General features: G+C 65.4%; 22 protein-coding genes and 1 tRNA gene. 14 read left to right on the top strand and 9 right to left on the bottom strand.

Translation table 11 applies throughout. The annotated features are described in order from the left end of the window. Positions 1-116 precede the first annotated feature (116 nt). From cobS to BoBH3_RS01825, 5 genes are read left to right on the top strand one after another with little or no spacing between them, the layout of a single operon-like run. Positions 117-1,103 (top strand): cobaltochelatase subunit CobS, encoded by a 987-nt coding sequence (gene cobS / locus BoBH3_RS01845; RefSeq protein WP_410050537.1) that lies wholly within the window; start codon positions 117-119, stop codon positions 1,101-1,103. Positions 1,104-1,117: 14 nt separating this feature from the next. After that, positions 1,118-1,468, top strand: a complete 351-nt coding sequence (locus tag BoBH3_RS01840; RefSeq protein WP_262329049.1) for a GFA family protein — start codon at positions 1,118-1,120, stop codon at positions 1,466-1,468. 8 nt (positions 1,469-1,476) lie between these two features. Then, a complete protein-coding gene (locus tag BoBH3_RS01835; protein WP_262329048.1) occupies positions 1,477-1,893 on the top strand; it encodes a GNAT family N-acetyltransferase in 417 nt (138 codons plus the stop codon). Next, complete coding sequence (cobT, locus tag BoBH3_RS01830) at positions 1,890-3,785, top strand: cobaltochelatase subunit CobT (RefSeq protein WP_262329047.1); 1,896 nt, start codon at positions 1,890-1,892, stop codon at positions 3,783-3,785. Before BoBH3_RS01835 ends, cobT begins: the two co-directional genes overlap by 4 nt. Continuing rightward, positions 3,785-4,774, top strand: coding sequence for an esterase-like activity of phytase family protein (locus BoBH3_RS01825; RefSeq protein ID WP_262329046.1), 990 nt, complete (start codon positions 3,785-3,787; stop codon positions 4,772-4,774). Before cobT ends, BoBH3_RS01825 begins: the two co-directional genes overlap by 1 nt. A gap of 164 nt (positions 4,775-4,938) precedes the next feature. On the opposite strand, the gene rpmB is transcribed toward BoBH3_RS01825, so the two are convergent. After that, positions 4,939-5,226, bottom strand: a complete 288-nt coding sequence (gene rpmB / locus BoBH3_RS01820) for a 50S ribosomal protein L28 (RefSeq protein ID WP_262329045.1) — start codon at positions 5,224-5,226, stop codon at positions 4,939-4,941. 320 nt (positions 5,227-5,546) lie between these two features. Between rpmB and BoBH3_RS01815 the strand changes: the two genes are divergently transcribed. Then, positions 5,547-6,356: a DUF3108 domain-containing protein gene (locus tag BoBH3_RS01815; RefSeq protein ID WP_262329044.1), complete on the top strand. Its 810-nt coding sequence runs from the start codon at positions 5,547-5,549 to the stop codon at positions 6,354-6,356. 109 nt (positions 6,357-6,465) lie between these two features. On the opposite strand, the gene BoBH3_RS01810 is transcribed toward BoBH3_RS01815, so the two are convergent. From BoBH3_RS01810 to BoBH3_RS01800, 3 genes are read right to left on the bottom strand one after another with little or no spacing between them, the layout of a single operon-like run. Continuing rightward, on the bottom strand, positions 6,466-6,795 hold the full coding sequence (locus BoBH3_RS01810) for an SMR family transporter (protein ID WP_262329043.1): 330 nt from the start codon (positions 6,793-6,795) through the stop codon (positions 6,466-6,468). Between the two features lie 35 nt (positions 6,796-6,830). Further along, positions 6,831-7,181: an NIPSNAP family protein gene (locus BoBH3_RS01805; RefSeq protein WP_262329042.1), complete on the bottom strand. Its 351-nt coding sequence runs from the start codon at positions 7,179-7,181 to the stop codon at positions 6,831-6,833. A 2-nt stretch (positions 7,182-7,183) separates the two neighbouring features. Further along, positions 7,184-8,368, bottom strand: coding sequence for a pyridoxal phosphate-dependent aminotransferase (locus tag BoBH3_RS01800; protein ID WP_262329041.1), 1,185 nt, complete (start codon positions 8,366-8,368; stop codon positions 7,184-7,186). A 264-nt stretch (positions 8,369-8,632) separates the two neighbouring features. On the opposite strand from BoBH3_RS01800, the gene BoBH3_RS01795 reads away from it, so the two are divergent. The 6 genes from BoBH3_RS01795 (at position 8,633) to denD (ending at position 14,845) form a co-directional block, all read left to right on the top strand. After that, positions 8,633-10,453 (top strand): IlvD/Edd family dehydratase, encoded by a 1,821-nt coding sequence (locus tag BoBH3_RS01795; protein WP_262329040.1) that lies wholly within the window; start codon positions 8,633-8,635, stop codon positions 10,451-10,453. A 326-nt stretch (positions 10,454-10,779) separates the two neighbouring features. Further along, positions 10,780-11,619 carry an isocitrate lyase/PEP mutase family protein gene (locus BoBH3_RS01790; RefSeq protein ID WP_262329039.1) on the top strand — a complete coding sequence of 280 codons (840 nt, stop codon included), beginning with the start codon at positions 10,780-10,782 and terminating at the stop codon, positions 11,617-11,619. After that, positions 11,616-11,942, top strand: a complete 327-nt coding sequence (locus BoBH3_RS01785; RefSeq protein ID WP_262329038.1) for a hypothetical protein — start codon at positions 11,616-11,618, stop codon at positions 11,940-11,942. Before BoBH3_RS01790 ends, BoBH3_RS01785 begins: the two co-directional genes overlap by 4 nt. Beyond that, positions 11,939-13,069, top strand: a complete 1,131-nt coding sequence (locus tag BoBH3_RS01780; protein ID WP_262329037.1) for a GNAT family N-acetyltransferase — start codon at positions 11,939-11,941, stop codon at positions 13,067-13,069. Before BoBH3_RS01785 ends, BoBH3_RS01780 begins: the two co-directional genes overlap by 4 nt. Before the next feature lie 14 nt (positions 13,070-13,083). Next, positions 13,084-13,830, top strand: a complete 747-nt coding sequence (locus BoBH3_RS01775; protein WP_262329036.1) for an SDR family oxidoreductase — start codon at positions 13,084-13,086, stop codon at positions 13,828-13,830. Between the two features lie 31 nt (positions 13,831-13,861). After that, positions 13,862-14,845, top strand: coding sequence for a D-erythronate dehydrogenase (gene denD / locus BoBH3_RS01770; RefSeq protein ID WP_262329035.1), 984 nt, complete (start codon positions 13,862-13,864; stop codon positions 14,843-14,845). Between the two features lie 67 nt (positions 14,846-14,912). On the opposite strand, the gene BoBH3_RS01765 is transcribed toward denD, so the two are convergent. The 4 genes from BoBH3_RS01765 to rplU form a co-directional block, all read right to left on the bottom strand. After that, on the bottom strand, positions 14,913-15,830 hold the full coding sequence (locus BoBH3_RS01765) for a GGDEF domain-containing protein (RefSeq protein ID WP_262329034.1): 918 nt from the start codon (positions 15,828-15,830) through the stop codon (positions 14,913-14,915). Positions 15,831-16,023: 193 nt separating this feature from the next. Then, positions 16,024-16,704 carry a GNAT family N-acetyltransferase gene (locus tag BoBH3_RS01760; protein ID WP_262329033.1) on the bottom strand — a complete coding sequence of 227 codons (681 nt, stop codon included), beginning with the start codon at positions 16,702-16,704 and terminating at the stop codon, positions 16,024-16,026. A 153-nt stretch (positions 16,705-16,857) separates the two neighbouring features. Then, a complete protein-coding gene (gene rpmA / locus BoBH3_RS01755; RefSeq protein WP_262329032.1) occupies positions 16,858-17,124 on the bottom strand; it encodes a 50S ribosomal protein L27 in 267 nt (88 codons plus the stop codon). A 169-nt stretch (positions 17,125-17,293) separates the two neighbouring features. Further along, complete coding sequence (gene rplU / locus BoBH3_RS01750) at positions 17,294-17,779, bottom strand: 50S ribosomal protein L21 (protein WP_262329031.1); 486 nt, start codon at positions 17,777-17,779, stop codon at positions 17,294-17,296. A gap of 297 nt (positions 17,780-18,076) precedes the next feature. Here rplU and BoBH3_RS01745 point away from each other — a divergent pair. Further along, a tRNA-Ser gene (locus tag BoBH3_RS01745) sits at positions 18,077-18,166 on the top strand. Between the two features lie 369 nt (positions 18,167-18,535). Here BoBH3_RS01745 and BoBH3_RS01740 read toward each other — a convergent pair. Further along, the gene (locus BoBH3_RS01740) at positions 18,536-19,318 is read right to left on the bottom strand and encodes a FadR/GntR family transcriptional regulator (protein WP_262329030.1); all 783 of its coding nucleotides are present in this window, start codon (positions 19,316-19,318) and stop codon (positions 18,536-18,538) included. Positions 19,319-19,441: 123 nt separating this feature from the next. Between BoBH3_RS01740 and BoBH3_RS01735 the strand changes: the two genes are divergently transcribed. After that, positions 19,442-20,737: an NAD(P)/FAD-dependent oxidoreductase gene (locus BoBH3_RS01735; protein ID WP_262329029.1), complete on the top strand. Its 1,296-nt coding sequence runs from the start codon at positions 19,442-19,444 to the stop codon at positions 20,735-20,737. Positions 20,738-20,751 lie beyond the last annotated feature (14 nt).

Here is a 20,751-nt window from a genome sequence, read left to right as displayed (position 1 = left end):
GCTTTGCGAATTGCCGCATCCGCCCTTTCGATCTAATGAGGGACGATCCGCCTCCCTCCCTGGTCGGCTCTGGGCAACGGCAGAATGCCGTTTATGGCCCCGTGCCTGGAGACACGATGATGACGACGACGAACGTGCCCGGCCTGCCCGACATGAAGCTTTCGGTGCGGCAGACCTTCGGGATCGATTCGGACCTCGAGGTGCCGGCCTATTCCGCGACCGATCCGCATGTGCCGGATCTCGATCCGGACTACCGCTTCGACCGCGACACGACGCTCGCGATCCTCGCCGGCTTCGCGCATAACCGCCGCGTCATGATCTCGGGCTATCACGGCACCGGCAAGTCGACCCATATCGAGCAGGTAGCGGCCCGGCTGAACTGGCCCTGTGTCCGCGTCAACCTCGACAGCCACGTCTCGCGCCTCGATCTCGTCGGCAAGGATGCGATCGTGCTCAAGGAAGGCAAGCAGGTCACCGAGTTCCAGGATGGCATCCTGCCCTGGGCGCTGCAGAACAACATCGCGCTCGTCTTCGACGAATATGATGCCGGCCGCCCGGACGTGATGTTCGTGATCCAGCGCGTGCTCGAGCAGTCCGGCAAGCTGACGCTCCTCGACCAGAAGCGCGTCATCCGCCCGCACCCCGCCTTCCGCATGTTCGCCACCGCCAACACGGTCGGCCTCGGCGACACCTCTGGCCTCTATCACGGCACGCAGCAGATCAATCAGGGTCAGATGGATCGCTGGTCGATCGTCACCACGCTGAACTACCTGCCGCACGACAACGAGGTCGAGATCGTTCTCGCCAAGTCGAAGCACTACCAGAAGGCGCCGGACGGCAAGGACATCGTCAACAAGATGGTCCGCGTCGCCGATCTCACCCGCAACGCCTTCATGAATGGCGACCTCTCGACCGTGATGAGCCCGCGCACGGTCATCACCTGGGCCGAGAACGCGGCGATCTTCGGCGATATCGGCTTCGCCTTCCGCGTCACCTTCCTGAACAAGTGCGACGAGATGGAGCGCACGCTGGTGGCCGAGTTCTTCCAGCGCTCCTTCGGCAAGGAGTTGCCGGAGAGCGCGGCGAATGTCGTTCTGAGCTGACGGGAAGGCGGGCCATGGCGCGCTACGAGGGCAGTTGCCATTGCGGGCGGGTCGCGTTCGAGGTCGAGGCCGATCTCGGGCGCACGATGACGTGCAACTGCTCCTATTGCCAGCGCCGCGGCTCCATCCTGACCTTCTCGCCCGCCGCCGTCTTCTCGCTGACCAAGGGCGAGGACGCGCTGACCGAGTACCGCTTCCACACGCAGAAGATCCAGCATCTGTTCTGTGAGACCTGCGGGATCGAGGCCTTCGCCAAGGCCAATGGCCCGGACGGCACGCCGATGGTCGCGGTCAATGTGCGCTGCCTCGAGGGCGTCGAGCCGACGGAGCTTTCTCCCGGCACCTTCGACGGACGGTCGCGCTAGGAGCGGTGATGGTTGCGATCGCGGTCGAGCCCGGGCAGGACGAGACGCGCGCTGCGGTTCTGCGTGGCCTGAGCGCGCATAACGAGGCGAAGGTCGGTCCGCGCAACACCAAGCCGCTCGCGATCAGCCTGCGTGACGACGACGGCAGGATCGTCGGCGGTCTCGTCGGCGAGCTGAAATGGGAGTGGCTCTATGTCGACCTGCTCTGGATCGACGCTGCCCATCGCGGCGCCGGCTTCGGCGAGGCGCTCGTGGCGAGGGCCGAGCAGGAGGCCCGGGAGCACGGCGCCAAGGGCGTCTATCTCGGGACGATGAGCATCCAGGCGCCGGAGTTCTACCCGCGCCTCGGCTACCGCGAATGCGGCCGGATGGAGGACTATCCGGTGGCGGGTGAAACGATGCACTACTTCACGAAGGCGCTATGAGCATCTCCAACCGCAAGCCCGGAACGCCGAAGGAAGCCCCGGCCGAGCCGCTGAAGCGGGCGATCTCGGGCGCCATGAAGGCGATCGCGCGCAAGCCCGAAATGGAAATCGTCTTCGCCGCCGACAAGCCCTCGCTGGTCGGCGAGCGGGCGCGCCTGCCCGAGCCGCCGCGCAAGCTTGCGGCCGGCGATGTCGCGATCCTGCGTGGCCATGCCGATTCGATGGCTCTGCGCCTTGCCTGCCACGACGCGACGATCCATCGCCGCGCGGCGCCCGAGGGCGACGCGGCGCGGGCCGTCTTTGACGCCGTCGAGCAGGCGCGCGTCGAATCGATCGGCTCGCGGCGGATGTCCGGCATGGCGGGCAACATCACCGCGATGCTGGAGGACCGCTACCATCGCGGCGGGCGCTATGAAGAGATCACCGACCGCGCCGACGCGCCGCTGGAGGATGCGCTGGCGCTGATGGTGCGCGAGCGCCTGACAGGCCTGAGGCCGCCCAAGGCTGCCGAGAAGATCGTCGAACTCTGGCGCGAGCAGATCGAGGCCAAGGCCGGCGACGATCTCGACCGGTTGTCGAAGACGATCGAGGACCAGCGTGGATTTGCTCGCACCGTGCGCGACCTGCTGGCCGCGCTCGACATGGCCGACCAGTCCGCGCAGGGCGACGAATCCGACGAGGACGAGGACAATCAGGACCAGTCCTCCGAGGATCAGCAGCAGCAGGAAGGCGAGGCCGAGCAGGAGAGCGGTTCGGACCGCTCCGAGGTCGAAGTCAGCGAGGATGCGACCGAGGAGCTGCAGGAGGGCGCCTCCGAGGCCAGCGACGCTCCGGCCGGCGACTGGGACGAGGAAGACGAAAGCTCCGAATCGGAAGAGGCCGGCGAGGCGCCGCGCCCGCGCGAGGGCCGCGGCAACGAGCGTCCGCAGACCGACTACAAGGCCTATACGACCAAGTTCGACGAGATCGTCACAGCCGAGGAGCTTTGCGACGCCGAGGAGCTGACCCGGCTGCGCGCCTATCTCGACAAGCAGCTCGCGAATTTGCAGGGCGTCGTCGCGCGTCTCGCCAACCGGCTGCAACGGCGGCTGATGGCTCAGCAGAACCGCTCCTGGCAGTTCGACCTGGAGGAGGGGGCGCTCGACCCCGCCCGCCTGACCCGCGTCATCATAGACCCGTACCAGCCGCTGTCCTTCCGGCAGGAATCGGATGTGAACTTCCGCGATACGGTGGTGACGCTGCTGATCGACAATTCGGGCTCGATGCGCGGAAGGCCGATCACAGTCGCCGCTACCTGCGCCGATATCCTGGCCCGGACGCTGGAGCGCTGCGGCGTCAAGGTCGAGCTCCTGGGCTTCACCACCCGTGCCTGGAAGGGTGGGCTGGCGCGCGAGTCCTGGCTGCAATCCGGCAAGCCGGTCAATCCCGGCCGCCTCAACGACCTGCGCCACATCATCTACAAGTCGGCCGACGCGCCCTGGCGGCGGGCACGAAAGAATCTCGGGCTGATGATGCGCGAAGGGCTGCTCAAGGAGAACATCGACGGCGAGGCGCTGGACTGGGCGCATAAGCGCCTGCTGGGGCGGCCCGAGCAGCGCAAGATCCTGATGGTGATCTCCGACGGCGCGCCGGTCGACGATTCGACGCTTTCGGTCAATGCCGGCAATTACCTCGAGCGGCATCTGCGGCACATCATCGCCGAGATCGAGACGCGCTCGCCGGTCGAGCTCATCGCCATCGGCATCGGTCACGACGTGACGCGCTATTATCGCCGCGCCGTCACCATCGTGGATGCGGAAGAACTCGGCGGCGTGATGACCGAGAAGCTGGCGGAACTGTTCGAGGAGGACGGGGCTGCTGCCGGGGGGGCCGCCTCGCGCCGCCTGCACTGATGCGCCTCACGCGCCGCGCTGCCCTCGCCGGTCTAGGCGCTCTCGCGTTCCCGCGAGACGCGGCTGCGGTCGAGCAGACCCGCTATCCTGTATCGGTTTCGGCGCGGCCCATCACAGCCTTCGAGCCGCGCAGCCCGGAGAAGCGCCGCTTCGGCGCGCTTCAGTTCCAGGGCGGGCTGGTCCTCTCGTCGAACCATCCGCGCTTTGGTGGCTTCTCCGGGCTCGCGCGCTCGGGTGGCGACATCGTGGCGGTCAGCGACCGTGGCGACTGGCTGACGGGCAGGCTCGCACGGCAAGGCGGCCGGCCGGCCGCTCTCGAAGAGGTCGAGATGGGGGCGCTCCTCGGGGCCTCGGGGCGCCCGCTGGCGCGCTCGGGGCTCTACGACACCGAAAGCCTCTGCATCGTCGATGGCATCGCCTATGTCGGGATTGAGCGCAGGCACGAGGTCGTGCGCTTCGACTGGGCCGCCCAGGGGATGAATGCGCGGGCGCGACCGGTGCCGGTGCCGCACGAGGCGAAGCGCCTGCCGCGCAATCGCGGGCTGGAAGCGCTTAGCGTCGTACCGGTCGGTCCGCTCAAGGGCGCACTCGTCGCGGTCGCGGAACGTTCCGGCGAAGAAAACGAGCCGACGCTCGGCTTCATCCTGACCGGCCCCCAGCTAGGGCTGTTCAATGTCGCTCGCCATGACGGCTACGACATCACCGATCTCGCCTTCCTGCCTTCGGGCGACATGCTGCTGCTGGAACGCTGGTACAAGCCCCTGCGCGGCGTCGGCATGCGCATTCGCCGAATCGCCGGGCGCGATCTCAGGCCGGGCGCGGTTCTCGACGGCCCCTCTCTGATCGAGGCCGATCTCGGCAGCGAGATCGATAATATGGAGGGGTTGTCAGTTCACCTGGAGCAAGGACGCACGATCCTGACCCTGATCTCCGATGACAATTTCTCGTTCCTGCAGCGGACACTGCTGCTGGAATTCGAGTTGCTGTGAGGGGCGTCATGCTCGGGCTTGACCCGAGCATCTCGGAAACCAGTGCATTCTCGTCCCGAGATTCTCGGGTCTACGCTGCGCTTCGCCCGAGAATGACGCCTTGATCCGCAAACGAAAAAAGCGGCCTTGCGGCCGCTCCGTTCAGTCCCGGAAGGGCAGCCCGCTCAGTTGGCGGCGAGCTTCTTCTCGAGGTCGCGCTTCAGCGTGAGCGCGCCGACCGAGAGGTCGCCGGCCGCAGCCTTGAGCAGGAAGGCGTCGAGGCCGCCGCGATGCTCGACCGAACGCAGGGCGTTGGCCGAAACGCGCAGGCGCACCGAACGGCCCAGCGCGTCCGACTGCAGCGTGACGTTCACGAGGTTCGGGCGGAAGACGGTCTTCGTCTTGCGGTTCGAGTGGCTGACGAGGTGGCCGGTCTGGGTGGCTTTCCCGGTCAGTTCGCAACGGCGGGCCATGGCAATCGTTCCTTGCGTCCCCGGCTGGCTCAAACAAAAAAACCGACACGCGACGTGCCGGCGAGCACCGGAAGTCAAATTGAAGTCGGGGTTCCATAGCCAAGGCCACCGGCCGCGTCAAGGAAAACTCCGCTGCCTATTCACATAGGCGTCAGCGTTAACGGGGTGTAAAGATCGCGGTCCGATGCTCTGACCCGCTACCGCTTCGTGCTGCCGGTCGGCAGGTCACGATTCGGACCGAATCAGAGTGCATCTCGTACAGGATTCCTGTTGCCCCAATTCGTATGGGGCGCGGGGTCGTGCCGTTCCGGAGGAGATCGATGAAACCCGCCGTCGCATCGCCTCTGGCAGGTCTCTTTCTTACAGCCTCCCTGATCGGGACGGCGGGCGCCGCGTCGCTCGATGCGCGTTATGATGTTTCGCTGCTGGGTATCTCGCTGGGCGAGGCGAGCCTCTCCGGCGGCATCGACGGGAGCGGCTACAAGCTCGACATGGCGGCCAAGCTCACGGGGCTTGTCGGCGGCGTGACAGGCGGGCGTGGTTCAGGCGTGGCGACTGGCACGCTCATCGGCGGCAGGCTCACGCCGAAGAGCTTCGCCGTCAGTTCCGCCAGCACCAGCGAGAGCCGGACCGTGCGGATGGCGCTGGCCGGCGGCGATGTCGCGGCCGTCGATATCGAGCCGCCGATCGATGCGAAGCCGGATCGTGTGCCGCTCAACGGCAGCCACCAGCGCAATGTCCTCGACCCGCTCAGCGCCTTCCTGATGCCTGTCAGTGGCAAGGGCAAGGACGCCGCCTGCAACCGCACGCTGCCGATCTTCGACGGGGCTGCCCGTTACGACATCAAGCTTAGCAGCGCCGGCACGCGCCAGGTCGAACTCGATGGCTATAAGGGCCCGGTCTCGATCTGCCAGGCGCGCTATGTGCCGATCGCCGGCCACCGGGCGCTGAGGCCAAGCACCAAGTTCATGGCCGAAAACCGCGACATCACCGCCTGGCTCGCGCCGGTCGCAGGCACCGACATGATGGTGCCGGTCCGCATCTCGGTGAAGACCATGATCGGCACGGCGGTAATCGAGGCCTCGAGCTTCAAGGTCGATCCCGGTGTGACGGCGACCGCCCGGCGCTGAACTGCGCGAGCCGTCATGCTCGGGCTTGACCCGAGCATCCCGCTAACCAGTGCTATCTCGTCCAGAGATTCTCGGGTCTACGCTTCGCTCGCGTGAGTGACGGCGTTTCTCAATGCGCCGCCGACCTGGAGAACAGGTTGATGACGAGCACGCCGGCGACGATCAGCCCCATGCCGATCACCGCAGGCAGATCGAGCTTCTGCCCGAAGAGCACGAGCGCGATCAGGCTGATCAGCACGATGCCGACGCCCGACCAGATGGCATAGGCGATGCCGACGGGGATCGTCCGCAGCGTTATGGACAGGCAATAAAAGGCGCAGGCGAAGGCCACGACCGTGATCAGCGACGGCACCGGCCGCGTGAACTCGTTCGAGGCCTTCAACGCCGAGGTGCCGATGACCTCGCTGACGATGGCGACGGCCAGGTAAAGATAGCCCATACGGTCCTGCCTTGGCGCTACGGATCCGGCCGGATTCAGCGGTCGTCCAGCGTTCTTGGAAGGGGACGCACGCCCCGGTCGTCCTCGAAAACAGGCCGGAAGAACGAGCGTTCATAGCTGACGATGAAGCGATCCTTGTCGTTCATCGCGATGGCTGCCTGACATTCCGGATCGGTTGCCGCGCGTTTGCGGTAGTCCTCATAGGCTGCCAGCGACGGAAAGCTGAACATCGCCAGTGCGACGTTGGAGGTTCCTTCCGACGGCATGAAGTAGCCGTGATGCTCCCCGCCGAACTTCTCGACGAGCCTGATCCAGAGCTTGCCATACGCTTCGAAGGCGGGAAGCTGATAGGGGTCGATGATGTAGCGCAGATAGCATGTGATCATGCTCAGGCGGCCTTGGCCTGTTCGAGGAAGGTCCTTATCCGCTCCAGCGCCTTCTCGATGTTCTCCAGCGAGTTGGCGTAGGAGAGGCGGATATAGCCCTCGCCGTGGACCCCGAAATCGGGGCCGCCGATGGTCGCGACGCCGGCTTCCTCCAGCAGCGCCGAGGCGAGCTTCTTCGCCTTCCAGCCGGTCTTCGAGACGTTCGGAAAGGCGTAGAATGCTCCCTTGGGCACAATGCAGGAGATGTTGGGCAAGCCGTTCAGCCCCTTCACAACGGCCTTCAGGCGACGGTCGAATTCGGCCAGCATCGATGCGACCGCGTCTTGTGGTCCGGTCAGGGCAGCGAGGCCGGCCCATTGCGCCGGGGCGTTGACACAGGAATGCGAATTCACCGCGAGCTTGCGGGCATTGTCGTAGAGGGGCTTCGGCCAGACCGAATAGCCCATGCGCCAGCCCGTCATCGCATAGGTCTTCGACCAGCCGTTGAGCAGGATCAGCCGGTCGCGGATCTCGGGATAGGTCAGCAGGCAGACATGCTCTTCGCCGTCATAGAGCATCTGGTCGTAGATCTCGTCCGACATGATGGCCACGTCCGGGAAATTGGCGAGGCCCGCGACAAGCTTGTCGACCTCGCTCTTTGGCGTGACGCCGCCTGTCGGGTTGGCGGGCGAATTGACGATGAGGAGCCGCGTCTTCGGCGTGATCAGAGACAGCGTCTCCTCGGCCGAGAAGGCGAAGCCGTTCTCCTCGCGGATCGGCACCGGGATCGGGGTCGCGCCCGTATATTCGATCATCGAGCGATAGATGGGGAAGCCGGGGTCGGGATACATGATCTCGGCACCGGGCTCGCCGAACATCAGGATCGCCATGAACATGGTGACCTTGCCGCCCGGCACGATCATCACGCTCTCCGGCGAGACCTCGACCTTGAAGCGCTTGTGAAGGTCGGCCGCCACCGCCTCTCGCAGCGGCAGGATGCCGTTGGCCGGGGTGTAGCCGTGATGCCCGTCGCGCAGCGCCTTCACGGCGGCCTCGACGATGTGGTCGGGCGTGGCGAAATCGGGCTGGCCGATGCCGAGATTGATGATGTCCTTGCCCTGCCGCTGCAGCTCGGTCGCGCGCGCCAGCACGGCGAAGGCGTTTTCCTCGCCGATGCGGGCGAAGGAGGGGACGACTTGGAGGGTCATGACAGGCCTCGGGTTATCGTTTCCAGCGGCCAGCTTGGCGAGCGGCCTTGGCGCTAGTCTTGGCCGCAAAGCGGCGCCGGGCGCAAGTCGCAGGCTGCCTTACGCTGCCCGCGGAGCCATGCAGACAGCGCATGAAAATAGTATGATTTATCACCGCTGAGCCTCTTGCGGGACGCCGAGAGGGACCGGATAATTGTCAAATCGTTTTAAAGAAGAAGGCGTCGTCGGCTCGTTCCGAAGTCGGCGCAGGGAGAGGAAGCAAGGATGGCCAAGACCCCCGGTAAGAAGTCCGGCCGGCGCATCAAGCCGGAGCAACTTCGTTCGAAGGCCTGGTTCGACAATCCGGCCAATGCCGACATGACCGCGCTCTATATCGAGCGCACGATGAATTTCGGCCTCTCCCGCGAGGAGCTGCAGTCCGGCCGGCCTATCATCGGCATCGCCCAGACCGGCTCCGACATCGCGCCCTGCAACCGCCATCACCTTGAGCTCGCGCCGCGCATTCGCGACGGCATCCGCGAGATGGGCGGCGTGCCCTTCGAGTTCCCGATCCATCCGATCCAGGAGACCTGCAAGCGGCCGACCGCCTCGCTCGACCGCAACCTGCAGTACCTCTCGCTGGTCGAGATCCTCTACGGCTACCCGCTCGACGGCGTGGTGCTGACCACCGGCTGCGACAAGACCACCCCGGCCCAGATCATGGCCGCCGCGACCGTCGACATCCCGGCCATCGCTCTGCCGGGCGGGCCGATGCTGAACGGCGATTTCCGCGGCGAGCGCACGGGCTCGGGCACGATCGTCTGGAAGGCGCGCCAGATGATGGCAGCCGGCGAGATCGACTATCGCGGCTTCGTCGACCTCGTCGCCTCCTCGGCGCCGTCGGCTGGCCACTGCAACACCATGGGTACGGCCTCGACGATGAATGCACTGGCCGAGGCCATGGGCATGACGCTGCCGGGCGCGGCGGCGATCCCGGCCCCCTATCGCGACCGCTACGAGATGGCCTATCTCACCGGCAAGCGCATCGTCGAGATGGTCTGGGAGAACCTGATCCCGTCGAAGATCCTGACGCGCGAGGCGTTCGAGAACACCATCGTCATCAATTCGGCGATCGGCGGCTCGACCAACGCGCCGATCCACGTCAACGCCATCGCCAAGCATATCGGCGTTCCGCTCGACAACGAGGACTGGACGAAGATCGGCTACGACACGCCGCTGCTGGTCAACATGCAGCCGGCTGGCGAATATCTCGGCGAGGACTATTACCGCGCCGGCGGTCTGCCCGCCGTGATCGCGGAGCTGCTCGAGAAGGGCAAGCTCAAGCCGGCGATCACCGCCAATGGCCGCACCCATGAAGAGAACTGCAAGGGCTTCTTCGCGATCAACCGCAACGTCATCAAGAGCTATGACGAGCCGATGAAGAAGGAGGCCGGGTTCCTCAACCTTTCCGGCAACCTGTTCGACTCGGCCATCATGAAGACCAGCGTGATCACGCCGGAATTCCGCAAGCGCTACCTCGAGAACCCGAAGGACCCGATGGCGTTCGAGGGCCGCGCCATCGTCTTCGACGGGCCGGAGGATTATCACCACCGCATCGACGATCCGGCGCTGGCTATCGACGAGCACTGCGTCCTGTTCATCCGCGGCGTCGGGCCGATCGGCTATCCGGGCGCGGCAGAGGTGGTGAACATGCGGCCGCCGGATTACCTCATCAAGAAGGGTGTCACCGCGCTCGCCTGCGTCGGCGATGGGCGCCAGTCCGGAACCTCGGGCTCGCCTTCGATCCTGAACGCCTCGCCGGAAGCGGCGACGGGCGGCGGACTCGCGCTGCTCAAGACCGGCGACAAAGTGCGCATCGACCTGAAGAAGCGGACCGCCGACATCCTGATCTCGGACAAGGAACTGGCTGAACGCAGGGCCGCGTTCAAGGCGGGCGGTGGCTACAAGTACCCCAAGAGCCAGACGCCCTGGCAGGAGATTCAGCGCAAGATCGTGGGCGAGCTCTCCGAGGGCATGGTCCTCAAGCCGGCGGTCAAGTACCAGAAAATCCACAAGAAGTTCGGCGTGCCGCGCGACAACCACTGAGCGGCGCAACCAGCGCTCTCGCGTGGGGGTACGCGCGGGGACCCCTCTCCCGGGTGGGAGAGGGGCAGGGGCGAGGGACCGCCGCTGATCGTTGAGACGCAACGGAGCCGTTGCGCCTTCTGCGGAAAGGGCAGGCCCTCATCCGGCGCTCCGCGCCACCTTCTCCCATCCGAGAGAAGGGAAAGCGTCGCGGTTCCCATGCTTGGACATGGCATTCCCAACGCGCATCGCCCCCTTCCAGTCGGCGCGCGACTTCGGGGCTGACAAACACTCCTGGGCCCGACACTATGCCGGTCCGCCGCTCTGCTCGCCTTGAAACGATTAAAATGAGCTATTCCCCTCAGATCGAGAGCTTCCGCAAGCTGCATGAGGCCGGCTGCTTCGTCATGCCGAACCCCTGGGATCTCGGCTCGGCGCGCTGGCTGCGCGGGCAGGGCTTCAAGGCGCTGGCGACGACGAGCGCGGGTTTCGCCTTCACGGAGGGCCGGGCCGACCAAGACGTGCCGCGCGACATGATGCTCGCCCATATCGCCGAGATGGTGAAGGCGGTGCCGGATCTGCCGGTCAATGCCGATTTCGAGAACGGCTATGCCGACACGCCGGATGGCGTTGCCGCCAACGTCAAGCTCTGCGTCGCGACGGGCGTTGCGGGCCTTTCGATCGAAGATGCGACTGGGCGCGAGGCCGATCCGCTCTATGCGTTCGAACTGTCGGTGGAGCGGGTGAAGGCCGCCCGCAAGGCGATCGACGAGACGGGCTCCGGCGTGCTGCTGACGGCGCGGGCCGAGTGCTTCCTGACCGGTCATCCCGAGCCGCTGAAGGAGGCGGTGCGCCGGATCGAGGCCTATGCCGACGCCGGTGCCGATGTGCTCTATGCGCCGGGGCCGAAGACGGCCGAGGATATCCGCACCATCGTCGCGGCGGCCGGCGGCCGGCCGGTGAATGCGCTGGTCTATGGCGATTTCGGGCTCACTGTCGACGATATCGCAGCGGCGGGCGCGCGGCGCATCTCGATCGGCGGCGCGCTGGCGCGGGCGGCCTGGGCCGCCTTCATCGAGGCGACGCGGCTGATCGCGGAGGAGGGGAGCTTCAAGGGCTTCGCCGGCAACGGCCCTTCGGCGCCGCTCAACCCGTTCTTCCGCAAGGACCTGGAGGCGCGCTCGTGAGCGGCGCGCTCCTCATCGCACCGGAATGGCTTGGCCTGAGCGGCCTCTGGCAAATCGATGCGAAGGGGCGACGCAAGGCTGTCGATGCGGAGGATCTCGGGCTGTCGGACGAGGTCGGAGACCGCCTCGAAGCCTGGATGGATGCCTTCGACGCGATCTATGACGAGGACGATGCGGCATCCTCGGACTTCGCCAACGAAGTGGACCGGCTGGCCTGGGAAGCGGAAGGCCATGCGCTGGTGCAGACGATCGCGGCCGAGCTCGGCTCCGGCTGGGACATCAGGCAGGATTTCACGAGCTGGCGGGGTAAGGACAAGTCATGACGCTCAACTGGAAGGCGCCGCCATTTCCGCCCGCAAAGGTGCTGGAAGGGCAATATTGCCGGCTGGAGCCGCTCGACGTCGCGCGCCATCTCGACGACATCTGGGAAGCCAATGCCGGGCAGGACACGGTCTGGGACTGGCTTCCGGCCATGCCTCCGAAGACCAAGGAGGAATACGGCAAGCTTCTGCAGTCCATGGTCTCCCAGGCCGGCATCGTGCCGCTCGCCGTGATCGACAATGTCGACGGCAAGGCCAAGGGGCATCTCTGGATCATGGAGATCAGGCCGGCGCATGGCGTCTTCGAGGTCGGCTGGATCACCTATTCGCCCTCCCTGCAGCGCACGCGGGCGGCGACGGAGGCGATCTATCTCGTCGGCGAATACGGCTTCTCGCTCGGCTATCGTCGTTACGAATGGAAGTGCAACAACCGCAACGAGCCTTCGAAGGCGGCGGCGCGGCGCTTCGGCTTCCAGTATGAGGGGTTGTTCCGCCAGCACATGGTGGTGAAGGATGAGAACCGCGACACTGCCTGGTTCTCGATCCTCGACAGCGAGTGGCCGGTCAGGGCCCAGGCCTTCCGCCGCTGGCTCGCGCCCGGCAATTTCGACGAGGCGGGCCGTCAGAAGCTCTCGCTCGGCGCCTTCAACCAGATCGCCGGCATGGCGGGCGAATTGCCGCTGCGCCGGGCCGGGCTCGCCGATATTCCTGCGATCCTCTCGCTTAAGAATGCCGCCTATACGCCGAACGAAAGCATTATCGGCGTACCCTCGCTGCCGCGCATCGCGGACTATGTGCAGGTCGTCGCCGAGCACGAGGTCTGGCTGGCTGAGGACGGCAAGGGACTTACGGCCGCCCTCGTGCTGGAAATCGAGCCTGACGACTTCACCGTCTGGAGCGTCGCGGTTTCGCCCGAGGCGGCCGGCCGCAGGCTGGGCTCGACGCTGATGGCCTTCGCCGATGAGCGTGCGCGGGCGCTCGGCTACGACTCCGTCCATCTCTACACCCACGCGAAGCTGACCCAGCGCATCGGCTGGTACGAGCGCCTCGGCTTCGCCATCACGCATCATGAGGACATGGCCGACCGGCGGCTGACCCATATGCGCAAGCCTATCGCAAAAGCCGGTTGAAAGAGGAAACGAGCATGGCTGGACGTTTGAAGGGCAAGGTCGCGGTCGTCACCGCCGCAGGGCAGGGGATCGGGCGGGCCATCGCCGAAGCCTTCGTGGCCGAAGGCGCCACCGTCTGGGCGACCGACAAGGACGTCGCGCTGCTGGAAGGCATCGCGAAGGCGAAGAAGCGCAAGCTCGACGTGCTCTCGACCAAGGCCGTCAACGCCTTCGCCGAGAAGGTCGGCACCATCGACATCCTCGTCAACGCCGCCGGCTTCGTGCATCACGGCACGGTGCTGAACACCGACGACAAGGCCTGGGACTTCTCCTTCGACCTCAACGTCACCTCGATGCACCGCACGATCCAGGCCTTCGTTCCCGGCATGCTGAAGCAGGGCAAGGGCTCAATCGTCAACATCGCCTCGGGCGCGGGCTCGGTGCGCGGTATCCCGAACCGCTATGCCTATGGCACGACCAAGGCGGCGGTGATCGGCCTGACCAAGGCCGTGGCGGCCGACTTCATCAAGCAGGGCATCCGCTCCAACGCGATCTGCCCAGGCACGATCCAGTCGCCTTCGCTCGACCAGCGCATCAAGGACCTCGCCGCTTCCACCGGCACGACTGAGGCCGCGGCGCGCCAGGCCTTCATCGACCGCCAGCCCATGGCCCGGCTCGGCACGGCCGAAGAGATCGCTTGGCTCGCGGTCTATCTCGCTTCCGACGAGGCGAGCTACACCACCGGCCAGATCCATCTCGCGGATGGCGGCTTCGCGCTCTGAGCGCGAAGCGGCGAGTTTCAGGACAGAACAGATGCACATTCTCGTTCTCGGCGGCGCCGGCATGGTCGGGCGCAAATTCATCGAGCGGCTGGCTCGTGACGGCGGGCTCGGCGGAAAGCCGGTCACCCGCGTGACGGCGCAGGACGTGGTGGCGGCCTCCGCCCCGCCGGCGGCGCCCTTCGCCTTCGATACGGTCGTCTCCGACATCTCGCTTCCGGGAGAGGCGGAGAAGCTGATCGCCTCCCGTCCGGAGCTGATCGTCCATCTCGCAGCGGTCGTCTCCGGCGAGGCGGAGGCGGATTTCGACAAGGGCTACCGCATCAACCTCGATGGCTCGCGGTATCTTTTCGAGGCGATCCGCCAGGCCGGAGACGGCTACAAGCCACGCGTCGTCTTTACCTCGTCGGTGGCCGTGTTCGGGGCGCCCTTCCACGACAAGATCGAGGACGAGTTCTTCACGACGCCGCTGACGAGCTACGGCACGCAGAAGGCGATCGGCGAGCTCCTGCTCTGCGACTATTCGCGACGCGGCTTCTTCGACGGCGTCGGCATCCGCCTGCCGACGATCTGCGTGCGCCCCGGCAAGCCGAATAAGGCGGCTTCCGGCTTCTTCTCCAACATCATCCGCGAGCCGCTGAACGGCGAGGAGGCGGTGCTGCCAGTCTCCGACCAGGTGCGCCACTGGCATGCCAGCCCACGTTCGGCCGTGGGCTTCCTGATCCATGCCGCGACGATGGATACGGCCAAGATCGGCCCGCGCCGGGCGCTGACCATGCCGGGCTATTCCTGCACCGTCGCAGAGCAGATCGAGACGCTGCGCAAGGTCGCGGGCGAAAACGTGGTGAAGCGGATCAAGCGGGAGATCGATCCGGTGATCGATGGGATCGTCGCCGGCTGGCCGCGCAACTTCAATCCGCAGCGCGCGCTCGCTCTGGGCTTCAAGGCCGAGGCGAACTTCGAGGAGATCGTCCGCGTGCATATCGAGGACGAGCTGCAAGGCACGTTCGTGAAGTGAGACGTCTGAGGGCGGCCCGAGAAGGCCGCCCTTTTCACATGCCTGTATGCTCCCTGATGCCGGGGCGTCAGGGCTGGCTGTGCTCGGACGATCCTGCCCGCAGCACGGAGGGGCGGGCCTGCAGGGTATGCACCTGATTTCGCCCGGCCCGCTTCGCCTGGTAGAGATGCTGGTCGGCGATGCGCAGCATGTCCCTGAACTGCTCGCGCACCAGATCGGCTTCATGGACGCCGAAACTGGCTGTGACGCTGCGTCCGCGCAGCGCGTCGATCCGCAGCGCAGAGATCGCTTCACGCAGCCTCTCGGCGATGGCAACGGCGTCCTTGAGGGTCGTCGTGGGCAGGAAGGCGCAGAATTCCTCGCCGCCTAACCGCCCGATCAGGTCGTAAGGCCGCAGGACGCGTCGGGCGGTCTCGGCTATGGCGACCAGAACCTCATCGCCGGCATCATGGCCAAAATCGTCGTTGATGCGCTTGAAGTGGTCGAGGTCGAAGACGACGACCGAGAGCGGCCGCTGCTCGCGCCGTGCGCGCATGACCTCCGAACCGACGACTTCCGCAAGCCAGCGACGGTTACCGAGCCCGGTGAGGGTATCGGAGAAGGCCTGCCGTTTCAGGCGGGCCAGCTTGTCTTCGAGTGTGTCGATCAGCGCGCGGACTTCGTCGGTCAACCGGCCGACATCGTTATCTCGCGTTTTGGGGAGGTGAGGGACCCTGCCCTCCACTCTGTAACTGTGGAGGCCACGAGCCAGGTCACCGACCGGCAGCAGCAGATGCCGCATGATGATGAAGGCGAATGCGGTTCCGACGATCGTAGCCAGAAGTGTGATGACGAGGAGCGCCTGTGCGCTGATGTCCGCTCCGGAGGCTACATAGGCAATGACCGCGATGATCGGGACGTGCGTAGCGACAAAGCAGCCGGCGAAAGCCTGAGTTAGCAAAGAAGAGCTTAGATACGTTCGGATCGTTTTAGGCAGGTTTCTCACAGTTCCATTCCGCTTCCTTCAGATCGTAAAATGGCTAGCAGCCGCCATTCTAGTGAAGGTAAGCGGTTTCGTTCGCATTTTAACGAGTCTTGGCCGGGCGTCTGGGCGAGGAATGACGGCACAGGCCGCTATTCCTCGCCATGGACCTCAAGGGGGCGCTTTCTCGCCCAAACCTCGTGGCTGAAGGCAGAATTCAGGCTGGGCAGGGCTCGCCCTGCGCCTGCTGAACGCGCACATCAGCTTCGGCCAGCGTTTCCGCGGGCTCGTCACTGTCCGACATCGGCTTCCAGCCGCTGCTGCTCCAGCTCTTGAGCGCCGCCCAGGTCGAGCGGTCGAGCCGGAACTGCTCGCAGGGGAACAGTCCGCCGCGCGCCGGCAGCGACTTCAGGAAGGAGCCTTCCGGCCGGAAGCCGGACTTCTCCAGCACCCGCCGCGAGGCCGGGTTGATGACGCGGGTGTCGGCCTCGATCGCCGGCACGTCGACGAGCGAGAACATCGTGTCGATCAGCCCCTGGACGGCCTCGGTTGCGTAGCCCTTGTTCCAGTGCGGCGTACCGAGCCAGTAGCCGATGAACGGCGTGCCCGATGCCTGCTTGTGAGCACCGATCATGCCGATCAGCTCGTTCGGCTTGGAACGCGGTGTGATCGCCAGCACGAGATGCTCGCCCAGCGCATTGCCCTTGCGGGTCGCGAAGATGAAGGGCTCGGCCGCCTGGGTCGGGTAAGGGTGCGGGATCGATGCCGTCATCTCCGCCACGGCCTTCTCGCCCGCGAGGCGGAGGATGGCAGCAGTGTCGGCCATGCGGGGCCAGCGCAGCCAGAGACGCCGGGTCTCGAGCCGGAAGACATCGTCGCGGGTCAATTCGGGGAACATCTGTCTCTCCGTCGGCGCAAACGAAAAAAGGGAGCTGGGACTTCGATCCCATCTCCCCTTCGCTGACCTTCGGGAGACCCGTTTCGGGCCTTTTACCCTTGATCCGTTCGGTTCGATGGAACCGGCGGATCGAGAGATTTCCCTATCCGCCTTTTACTCTGCGGCCTCTTGGGCCGGCACTACGTTCACGAAAGCTCGGCCGAGTTTCGTCGTGAATCGGACTCGGCCATTCGTCGTCGCAAAGAGGGTATGGTCTTTGCCCATGCCAACGTTCGCGCCGGCATGCCACTTCGTGCCGCGCTGACGAATAATGATGTTGCCGGGGACAACGACCTGGTCGCCGAAGCGCTTCACGCCCAGACGCTTGCTTTCAGAGTCGCGACCGTTGCGGGACGAGCCGCCTGCCTTTTTGTGAGCCATAACGCCCTACCTCGAAAAACTGTTGTGTCTCTCTAACCCGAAACGACGGCGAAAGCCACCCGCTTCGGATACGAAATGCCGCAGCACGATCCTGTCAGGAGCGACAGGCGGAGGGCTAGGCCCTCCGGGGTCGTGCCGCGGCGCGAATATCGACGCCGGTTGCCCGGTCTCAGGCCTCGGAGGCCTCGTCCTTCGCAGCCTTCTTGGCCGCGGCCTTCTTCGGCGCAGCGGCCTCGTCGGCGGCCTCAGCCTTCGCGGCCTTGGCGACCTTCGCCGGCTTGGCGGCCTTTTCCGCGACCGCATCGGCGGCGACGGCGCCCTTCTTCATCTCCGGCTTCTTGCCGCCGGTGAGGATGTCGGTGATGCGAATGACGGTCAGCTCGGCGCGGAAGCCGCGCTTGCGCTTGGAATTCTGGCGGCGGCGCTTCTTGAAGGCGATGACCTTCTCGCCACGGGCCTGCTCGACGATCTCGGCGGCGACCGTGATCTGCGAGAGCGCCTTGGCGTCCAGCGTGGTCTTCTCGCCTTCAGTGAGGAGCAGCACGGTATCGAGAGCGACGGTGTCGCCCGGGTTGCCCTCGATCTTGGCAACGGTGATCTTGTCGTTGGTGGCGACGCGGAACTGCTTCCCGCCGGTCTTGATGACTGCGAACATTTTATCCTCCATGTTCGGCCCCGCCCTGTCATGGCTACCCTTCTCGGGGCGCGCATGCGGGACGGCTTTTTGGCAGTCGGTTGCGTGTTCGGTTTGCTCTCGTCGGACTGCGACGCATCGCACAGGCCAAAAGAGATCGGGCGCGGGTTTCCCCGCGCCGGACGGTGCTCGATAGTCGCGCTCTCCTGGGAGGTCAAGCGAAAGCGCAGGGGCGAGGGTGGATTTCTGCACGCCAGGTGCTTGTTTCCCGGCGGCGGCTTGTGTAGTAGGCAGCCTGCTTCGACCGAGAGCGACCGCGGACAGGTGGCAGAGTGGTTGAATGCACCGCACTCGAAATGCGGCATACCTGCAAGGGTATCGGGGGTTCAAATCCCTCCCTGTCCGCCATTTTTCCTGCTCTAGGCGTTTGATTTTGTTGAAGAATCAGGCGTTTCGTGCGCTCGAAGCCCCAACGATCACCCCAACATCTCTTCCCGCTCGCAAATCCCTTGTTGGCGCGAGGTTCCGATGGTTCATCGAGCAAGGCGCCTCCGATTCGCGCCAATTCCAGACATTGGGCCACTGTCCGGAAGCGGACTTGGCTGCCGTTGCAGATCTTCGGTCGTTGAGCTCCTAACCGAGCCCTATAGCCGCAGCCTGCTACCGTACGCACCCGACTCTGGAGATGCAGTGCCCTGCTGGCTTAGCTCAGCAGAGTCAGGACAAGGGAAGCCCGAAGTTCGCTGGCTTGTTGCCGGCGAGCGTTTTCTATCGCCGTCATCCCGTAGTTCCGACGTCACCGCGCCCCAGATCGACATCTGAGCGGTCGGCGACCCAGCCCTGAACCCGGCCGAGATGTGCTCTTAGCGCATCCTGCGCCGTACGCGCGTCGCGGCGCAGAAGCAGCGCAATGATCTGCTCGTGCTCGGTCTGGTATCGTTGCCAGCGATCGAGATTGAAGGTCTGCTGTTTCAGCGAGAGCCACGCCTGACTGCGCCGGGCCGCAACCATGTAGCGGCCGATCTCCTGGAAAACCGGGTTGCGAGTGGCCGCGTAAAGGGCCCCGTGGAACTCGGAATCGACGGCCTCGCAATCCTGCCAGAGTGTCGCGCGGCGCCCTGCCAGCGCAAGCCCTTCGATTTCCGCCAACTCGCTGTCAGAGGCGTTCATGACAATCAGCGAGGCGAGCACCGGTTCGCATTCGCTGCGAAATTCGACGAGTTCCCGCGGAGACGGGACGACCTTGCCGAACTCGGCCCCGATCACCCCACCCTGCCCAGCCGTTGTGGCTGTGGCCGGTCCAACGACAAATGTGCCACGCCCGACCTGGCGCGCGATTAGGCCGCGATCGACCAGCCGCGCCAGCGCATCGCGCACCGTATTGCGGGCAAGCCCTGACGCATCGGCAATGGCGCGCTCCGTCGGCAGCCGCTCGCCAGCCGGAAGGCTTCCGTCTCGAATCGCAGCCTCTATTGCGGCGGTGATCTGACGCTTGTCGACTCCGACCGTGTTCAGCGTCGTCCAAATTCCCGGCATGGCAGATCCATCCGTCGCCGTCATGCTGCCCCTTTTTGCACCAATCAGCCCAAGTCACCATCAAATCTAGACTGAAAAACGGTTCTTGCAAGCCAGTTCGAGCCGTGCAGAATTAGAATGGTCTAAATGGTTCAGTCTGGAATGCCGATGTCTGGTGGCGCGAATTCGGTTGACGTAGCGATTGTCGGTGGCGGCATCATGGGGGCGGCGACGGCGCTGCGGCTCGCCCAGCGTGGCGTCAAGGTCGCGGTGTTCGAGCGCGGAGCGATCGCTTCGGAACAGTCGAGCCGCGCCTGGGGCTTCATCCGGCAGCAGGGCCGCCACGAGGCCGAGGTGCCGCTCGCGGCGGAGGCCAACGGCCTATGGACCGAACTGACTGCGCTGCACGGCCAGCCTGCCACCGGCTTTACCCGCGGCGGCATTCTGGTTCCGGCCGAGACGGAAGCCGATGAGGAGCGCGTCGTCGTTGCCGGTCATGAGACGGCCGCGAAATATGGGCTCAACAGCCGCATTCTGAATGCTGCGGGAATCCGCGAAATCGTGCCGGAATTCTCCGGCCAATGGCGCAGTGCGCTCTACACGGCCGCCGACGCCCATGGTGAGCCGGCTCTCGCGACCCGGACCATCGCGGCTGCCGCAAAGGCGGCCGGCGCCGCCATTCACGAGAACACGCCGGTTCTGGCCGTCGAAACGAGCGCGGGCTCGGTCAGCGGGGTCGTCACCAGGGCAGGCACCTGGAAGGCTCCGGTCGTTCTGCTTGCCAATGGCATCGGCGCTCCGGCTCTGGCGTCCCAGCTTGGGCTCGAACTGCCGATCCAGATCGTGAAGTCCTCCGTCGGCCAGACACTGTCCAGCGCGCCCTTCACGCAGGTCGCGATGTGGACGCCGCGCGTTGCCTTCCGCCCGCGCGGCGACGGCAGCTTCGTCATCGGCAACGGCTATCGCGGCGTTGGCGTCGACTACGAACTCACCATCGATTCACTGCGCAGCATGCGCCATTTCCTGCCGGCCTACCGCCTCAACTGGCGGTTGATGCGGCTGACCATCGGCCCGGATTTCATCCATCAGCTCCGGGCGAAGCTCAGCCGCGAGGCTTCGGTGCAGGCGTTACCTGAACCCGCTGTCAACAGTCGCAAGGTCGCGCACAATCTCACGCGCCTCAACGAACTCTTCCCGCATCTCGGCGGCGTCGGGCTCGAGAAGAGCTGGGCCGGGCGGCTCGACCTTACGCCTGATGCGATCCCGATCATCGATCGTTCTGCGTCGGTGTCAGGCCTGTTCATCGCAGCGGGCTTCAGCGGCCATGGCTTTGCGCTGGGGCCTTCGCTCGGCAAGCAGCTCAGCGAATGGATCGCCGATGGCCGTCCCTCGATCGACCTCTCGCCCTTCCGGCTCTCGCGCTTCGCCGAGGGCATCGTCCACAGCGCCAAGAAGGCCCTCTAGGTCGCGGCGCCCGA

Origin of the sequence: Allobosea sp. BH3 (assembly GCF_025499465.1) — a bacterium.
Lineage (GTDB): Bacteria > Pseudomonadota > Alphaproteobacteria > Rhizobiales > Beijerinckiaceae > Allobosea.
The sequence above is the reverse complement of the archived record's forward strand: the minus strand, read 5'-3'. Positions and strand labels throughout refer to the sequence as shown.

Excerpts from the sequence above, each read along its gene's own strand:
- cobS (WP_410050537.1), top strand. The coding sequence starts at position 117 with ATGATGACGACGACGAACGTGCCCGGCCTGCCCGACATGAAGCTTTCG.
- BoBH3_RS01840 (WP_262329049.1), top strand. The coding sequence starts at position 1,118 with ATGGCGCGCTACGAGGGCAGTTGCCATTGCGGGCGGGTCGCGTTCGAG.
- BoBH3_RS01835 (WP_262329048.1), top strand. The coding sequence starts at position 1,477 with ATGGTTGCGATCGCGGTCGAGCCCGGGCAGGACGAGACGCGCGCTGCG.
- cobT (WP_262329047.1), top strand. The coding sequence starts at position 1,890 with ATGAGCATCTCCAACCGCAAGCCCGGAACGCCGAAGGAAGCCCCGGCC.
- BoBH3_RS01825 (WP_262329046.1), top strand. The coding sequence starts at position 3,785 with ATGCGCCTCACGCGCCGCGCTGCCCTCGCCGGTCTAGGCGCTCTCGCG.
- rpmB (WP_262329045.1), bottom strand. The coding sequence starts at position 5,226 with ATGGCCCGCCGTTGCGAACTGACCGGGAAAGCCACCCAGACCGGCCAC.
- BoBH3_RS01815 (WP_262329044.1), top strand. The coding sequence starts at position 5,547 with ATGAAACCCGCCGTCGCATCGCCTCTGGCAGGTCTCTTTCTTACAGCC.
- BoBH3_RS01810 (WP_262329043.1), bottom strand. The coding sequence starts at position 6,795 with ATGGGCTATCTTTACCTGGCCGTCGCCATCGTCAGCGAGGTCATCGGC.
- BoBH3_RS01805 (WP_262329042.1), bottom strand. The coding sequence starts at position 7,181 with ATGATCACATGCTATCTGCGCTACATCATCGACCCCTATCAGCTTCCC.
- BoBH3_RS01800 (WP_262329041.1), bottom strand. The coding sequence starts at position 8,368 with ATGACCCTCCAAGTCGTCCCCTCCTTCGCCCGCATCGGCGAGGAAAAC.
- BoBH3_RS01795 (WP_262329040.1), top strand. The coding sequence starts at position 8,633 with ATGGCCAAGACCCCCGGTAAGAAGTCCGGCCGGCGCATCAAGCCGGAG.
- BoBH3_RS01790 (WP_262329039.1), top strand. The coding sequence starts at position 10,780 with ATGAGCTATTCCCCTCAGATCGAGAGCTTCCGCAAGCTGCATGAGGCC.
- BoBH3_RS01780 (WP_262329037.1), top strand. The coding sequence starts at position 11,939 with ATGACGCTCAACTGGAAGGCGCCGCCATTTCCGCCCGCAAAGGTGCTG.
- BoBH3_RS01775 (WP_262329036.1), top strand. The coding sequence starts at position 13,084 with ATGGCTGGACGTTTGAAGGGCAAGGTCGCGGTCGTCACCGCCGCAGGG.
- denD (WP_262329035.1), top strand. The coding sequence starts at position 13,862 with ATGCACATTCTCGTTCTCGGCGGCGCCGGCATGGTCGGGCGCAAATTC.
- BoBH3_RS01760 (WP_262329033.1), bottom strand. The coding sequence starts at position 16,704 with ATGTTCCCCGAATTGACCCGCGACGATGTCTTCCGGCTCGAGACCCGG.
- rpmA (WP_262329032.1), bottom strand. The coding sequence starts at position 17,124 with ATGGCTCACAAAAAGGCAGGCGGCTCGTCCCGCAACGGTCGCGACTCT.
- rplU (WP_262329031.1), bottom strand. The coding sequence starts at position 17,779 with ATGTTCGCAGTCATCAAGACCGGCGGGAAGCAGTTCCGCGTCGCCACC.
- BoBH3_RS01740 (WP_262329030.1), bottom strand. The coding sequence starts at position 19,318 with ATGACGGCGACGGATGGATCTGCCATGCCGGGAATTTGGACGACGCTG.
- BoBH3_RS01735 (WP_262329029.1), top strand. The coding sequence starts at position 19,442 with ATGTCTGGTGGCGCGAATTCGGTTGACGTAGCGATTGTCGGTGGCGGC.